Below are 4,596 nucleotides of genomic sequence, written 5' to 3'. Positions count from 1 at the left end.
GATTAATCTGGCAGCAACTAAAACCCGCAATGATTTTCGGACAGTTTTTTCATTCATCAAGCAGCTTCGAGCCATGTTAGGGATAGATTCAAAGCAGCTGTCTTTACCAGCACGTCTGACGATGTGGGAATATAAGCGATATTCCATTGGCTCCAGCCCGTACTCATCAAAGTAAGATGGAACAACGGGTAAAAACTCTTTGCGATCACTTGTTGTATTCATATCTTAAACCTCCGTTTCATACCTAAACTTAGTTGTTCAACATCCGCATCAGAAAAAGAAAACCATTCACCAACTAAGCGTTGATACTGGTATTGTTCATACAATTTATGAATTTGCTCATCTCTTGCCCCCTACGTGTGGGCGAAATGTCAGATTAATTCGTGTACTGACAACCTTATTGGTTTTCGGTACTTGATGCAGATGTGTTGATTGACAACCTGGGTGCATCACCAGTAAACTCCCGTGTTCCAGCCAAAAATCAGTAGACTTACCCCCGATAGGCTTAATCTGAAACTTCCGCATCGAACCCAGACTGATGGAAGCAATCGCAGGGTTAAATCCCATCGATAGTTCATTGTCGGAGTGCCACCCTATCGAATCTTGGCCACTCCTGTACTGATTGCCGATGACAATACGGAAGCTAGCTGTAGCCAGTAGCAGCAGTAATCCTATCTCGCAGTTGAGCTAGCGCTGAAGTCCAAGGCAATGGTTTAAGTAATACACTTTTGGAGTAAAGGTAATCACAGCCTTCATCGCCATAAATACACTCTAAGCGCGGAACAGACATCGTTTTACCCAGCATTCTGATTGTGTTTTGCTGCCATTGCAGTTCTTGGCAATGTTGGTAGAGTTCGTCGGCTTCTTCCTTGTTCAAAAATTCTGGATAATAGTTGACTGGTAAAGTAGGAACAGATTCGGGAAATAAAGTTAGTTGTTGCATAATTCTCCTTTGGCAATCGCTTGAATAATTTCTTCTGCCCGTTCCTGTGAAATAGCCTGCTCAGGGTTCTTGTAAAATCCAGCGATCGCCGACTTGGGACGAATAATAATTTGCTGCCCTGTTGCACGTTTGTCCCAGACAAAGCACGAGATGGTAACGTTATCGGTAGCCCAACGAGTACCCCTCTTATCCTTGCGAAAACAGAAGCGTGGCATGATGATGACAAGTGACGGCGGGTGCTGCTGTAAGAAATCCGCCCGATCATCACAGGGTTCGAGAAAGCTGGTTAGTAGGAATGCGGTAACACCTACACGAGCTTTCTGGTAGGCATTTTTTATGATTGGCGCAGCAAATTCTGCGTATGGTGGGTTAGTACAAATCCAGTCGCACTCTGGTAAAGAATCCCATGACTACGGATACTGTTGCATCGTAGTGAAAATGTGCCTGTTTGTTCGGATCGATGTCGTTAGTCCAGATATGTTCTGTATGAGGCCACACGTTCAACAAAAAAGCGATCGCTCCCATTCCCACACAAGGTTCACCAATGACACCAGACAATTTCACATGGCGCAGTAGTTCAGTTGTGAACCATGATGGAGACTCGTAGAAGTTTAATGGATGTCTACTAACAGCTTCTCCTGTCGATTTAGGAGAGTACGGTTGTGGTGTGAGCAGTTGTGCAACAGTCATAAACTCTCTCCAGTTTGTTTGACAATTTTGGCGCTGATAGATTCAAAATCTACTTGGTAAATATTCAAATCTGCTTGCATTTCTCCACTGTTATAGCGGTCTGTTATATGCTGTTTAATTGCTGCTTTTGATAACCCATTGGGAATATCAATGTGAGCTTCTGATGTGATTTTTTCAACTAATGTAACAATGACTTTCATATCCGTTATCCTGAAAGTAAGGAGTATCTTTGTGTGGCGATTGTTACTTATTGAGCGGCAATCGCTTTTTATTTTGATTGTTAGAAATATTGAAGTGACGATACTTTCTTGAGATGTGTATTATTTGCTAGAGCAGTCATCTTTGTAACGGATCATGTCAGAAGTTTGGTAGTTGCCTGACTACGTGAAAGAGAAACTTTTAATGTTATTGGTGATATTTGATGCTTTAGCAAAAACTTCCATCTTTAGTTAGCGAACGTTTCTGTGGTGGAAGCGTTCGCTTTCATTTAGCCAGCGCTGGTTCCTTTTTGCTAGCGAAAGCACCTGCCTGCCTTAGCGCTGCACCAGGACTGGGATGAGCAAAGAACTCTTCTATAGCTTTGGTCAGCCCAGCCGCAACAGTCGGCTCGTGGCAAGCGTAGACATAGATGGGCTGTTGCACACCGTTAACCAATCGCGTTTCTTGGCGATCGCCCAATTGTGGGTAAAACGTGCGAACCCATGTCCCAAGATGTCCCCGGTAGTGAGCGCCACTCAGGGGGACTTTCTTTCCAAGTTCGCTCTCTGCAAAGTTGACTACGCCAAGCCAGCGTTCTTCTGAAGGGGTTAACAATTTTCTGTCGTGTTCTGCCAGAAGATTCCCAGCATAGTCTTTGAATTGCTGTTCCATGTACGGGTTGAGTCTGCCACCGGTTAACTCAGCTAAAGTTTTCATGGCCAGGACAAGAGTATGCAATCGCTGTTCAACTGGGGGGAGGGCTGGTGTGGAGGGTTGTTCTTGTGGTTGAGTGGCGGGTTTTGTCCACCCCAATAAATCTTGAATCCAGGCACGAACACCAATGCTTTCAAAAGCTTCACAGGCTAATTTTGCTTGTGCGGTACATCTCTTACCAGCTTCATAGCCGTAATAATGAAGTATGGTTGCTACAGCGACATCGGGAATACCGGACTCAGACCATGATTTAATCTCAGCACCTTCAAAGCCTTTATAGATAAGCCTTTCAGCCAGTTTAGAGCGAGAAATATCAGCAGCAGTTTTGAGGCTTCTGAGCAATCCAGCATCATTAACATTTGCTAATCTGGCTGCTGCCCGAACACTGGCCTTACCCTGACCATTAGCGTCGATTTGAATCTCTTGTTTTATCTGTTCGATGATTTCAGCGATTTCGATTTGTGACATAACTTTAGTTGGCTGATAATTTTTCGTAGTTGACTAAAGAGAATTAGACATTCACACGCACCAAACTTTTTTCACCAACCAGCGAGAAACGATTCGATATAGTCCGTGATTGAGTTAAGGTTGGCGACATCAATTCAATAAGGTAAAACCAAGAATTATTCACCAGCCCAATTCCCAAAATCAGCCGTTCTTTTGTTCCCCTATCGTGAGAACAGAGCATCACTCTTTCGCCCAGAACAAAAGCAGGTTTTTGCACTTTGATGGCTTCTAATTCTCCCGTCCCGATGATTTGGTTTTGTGTGGCGTGGAGTATTTCATTACGGCAGTCAATTGAATAAATCCAGCACTCATGCTTCCATTGCATACCGCAGCAATAGCCAAATGTTCTGTTGGTTCGCAGGTAAACTCTCTCCAGTAAATTCACCTCAACGGATGGAATTGTTTGTCCCCAAGGTGGGGAAAGATACCAACTTGTTTGAAGTGCATTAATATGGTCAATCATGCTTTTCTTCCCTGGGATTAATAACCTAAAAATCTTCGGCAATGTTTGGAAAATAACGCCCAAAAAATACCTAAAAGTGAGCAGCAATTTTCACTACTGCCCACAGGAGGCTTTACACTGTGACTAATTCTTGAAGTTGCCATCGCACTTCATGGTTGAAAAGCTGCTGTAATTCCTCAGTAGTCAGTTGCTCTAAGGGTCGGGATTGCAAGTATTTGTGAACTGGTTCAGCCAGCGATGTATCCACCATCGACAGCGATCGCACAGCATCAAACACGGAGTTAGAATACTGCTGCTGACGTGAATAACGCCTCTTCACCCACCAGTTACTAAGCAATTCGCAATTCGCAGTTCGCAATTCGCAATTGTCAAGAGAATTAATGATTGAATCATTACAGGTGTAAGGCTTTTCACTTTTAGTTATGGCATTTAATTGCGAATTGCGACTTGCGAATTGCGAATTGTTGTAGTTCTGGCACTCGTTGAAGATATGCGCCATGATTTGATTTTCGGTCGTGAGGGGTGTTGCTTCTTTATCCTGCACAGGTAATGAACCATCTTTGTAGTGAGTGCAGATGAAGCGATCGCAACGCATTAGAGTGCTGGCACGAAATACTTCTTTGTCGTTGACCATGACTACCCAGCGTTGCGTTAAGTGGTTATCGTCATGGCTGATGCTGGCTATCAGTTGATTACCAGCGTAATATTCATGATGGTCAAACGAGATTTCGACTATTGTGAGGGGTTCGGGAGCTATGGCTTGGGCTTGGGTTGCGATGTAGTTGTCGAATTCGGCTTGGGCGAGGGCTTGGTTGTCGGGGGCAGCAGGGGCGATTTTTTCAATCTTGCTTGCCTGATAATTAACAATGGCGGAAATCCAGGCATCCTTACAGCGTTTGTCGCTTACTTCGGTTGTACAAGCGATTTCGCTGTAAATTTGCTTGAGCCGAGCAATGGATTTCAGTTGCAGCTGTTGATGGCTGTAGATAATGTGAGTCATAATAAATCAGTTCCTAACGGGACGGAAAGCGCTTCAGATTGACCGTCGGTAGCGCTTTCTTTATTCACATGGTAGCACTAC

The 4,596-nt window shown here is 44.1% G+C and carries 9 protein-coding genes; all 9 read right to left on the bottom strand.

Annotated elements, in window-relative coordinates:
* The coding region (locus H6G26_RS38910; RefSeq protein WP_242054317.1) for a helix-turn-helix domain-containing protein at window positions 1-222 on the bottom strand (222 nt) is incomplete at its 3' end.
* A gap of 117 nt (window positions 223-339) precedes the next feature.
* Window positions 340-597, bottom strand: a complete 258-nt coding sequence (locus H6G26_RS43530) for an alpha-ketoglutarate-dependent dioxygenase AlkB (RefSeq protein WP_347242591.1) — start codon at window positions 595-597, stop codon at window positions 340-342.
* 46 nt (window positions 598-643) lie between these two features.
* Window positions 644-943, bottom strand: a complete 300-nt coding sequence (locus H6G26_RS43525) for a hypothetical protein (protein ID WP_242054316.1) — start codon at window positions 941-943, stop codon at window positions 644-646.
* Complete coding sequence (locus H6G26_RS43520) at window positions 931-1,158, bottom strand: hypothetical protein (RefSeq protein WP_242054315.1); 228 nt, start codon at window positions 1,156-1,158, stop codon at window positions 931-933. The genes H6G26_RS43525 and H6G26_RS43520 overlap by 13 nt, the downstream gene beginning before the upstream one ends.
* Window positions 1,159-1,312: 154 nt before the next feature.
* Window positions 1,313-1,633 carry a hypothetical protein gene (locus H6G26_RS43515; protein WP_242054314.1) on the bottom strand — a complete coding sequence of 107 codons (321 nt, stop codon included), beginning with the start codon at window positions 1,631-1,633 and terminating at the stop codon, window positions 1,313-1,315.
* On the bottom strand, window positions 1,630-1,833 hold the full coding sequence (locus tag H6G26_RS38895) for a hypothetical protein (RefSeq protein ID WP_190737139.1): 204 nt from the start codon (window positions 1,831-1,833) through the stop codon (window positions 1,630-1,632). Before H6G26_RS38895 ends, H6G26_RS43515 begins: the two co-directional genes overlap by 4 nt.
* A gap of 283 nt (window positions 1,834-2,116) precedes the next feature.
* On the bottom strand, window positions 2,117-3,013 hold the full coding sequence (locus tag H6G26_RS38890) for a hypothetical protein (protein ID WP_190737137.1): 897 nt from the start codon (window positions 3,011-3,013) through the stop codon (window positions 2,117-2,119).
* Between the two features lie 43 nt (window positions 3,014-3,056).
* Entirely contained in the window at window positions 3,057-3,515 is a 459-nt protein-coding gene (locus tag H6G26_RS38885) for a DUF1392 domain-containing protein (RefSeq protein ID WP_190737135.1), read from the bottom strand.
* A gap of 112 nt (window positions 3,516-3,627) precedes the next feature.
* Window positions 3,628-4,515 carry a hypothetical protein gene (locus H6G26_RS38880; RefSeq protein WP_190737133.1) on the bottom strand — a complete coding sequence of 296 codons (888 nt, stop codon included), beginning with the start codon at window positions 4,513-4,515 and terminating at the stop codon, window positions 3,628-3,630.
* Between the last annotated feature and the right edge of the window lie 81 nt (window positions 4,516-4,596).

This window comes from Nostoc sp. FACHB-888, assembly GCF_014696655.1.
In the GTDB taxonomy this organism is placed as follows: Bacteria; Cyanobacteriota; Cyanobacteriia; order Cyanobacteriales; family Nostocaceae; genus Nostoc.
Note: the sequence above shows the minus strand (reverse complement) of the source record. Positions and strands in the feature narration are given on the sequence as shown.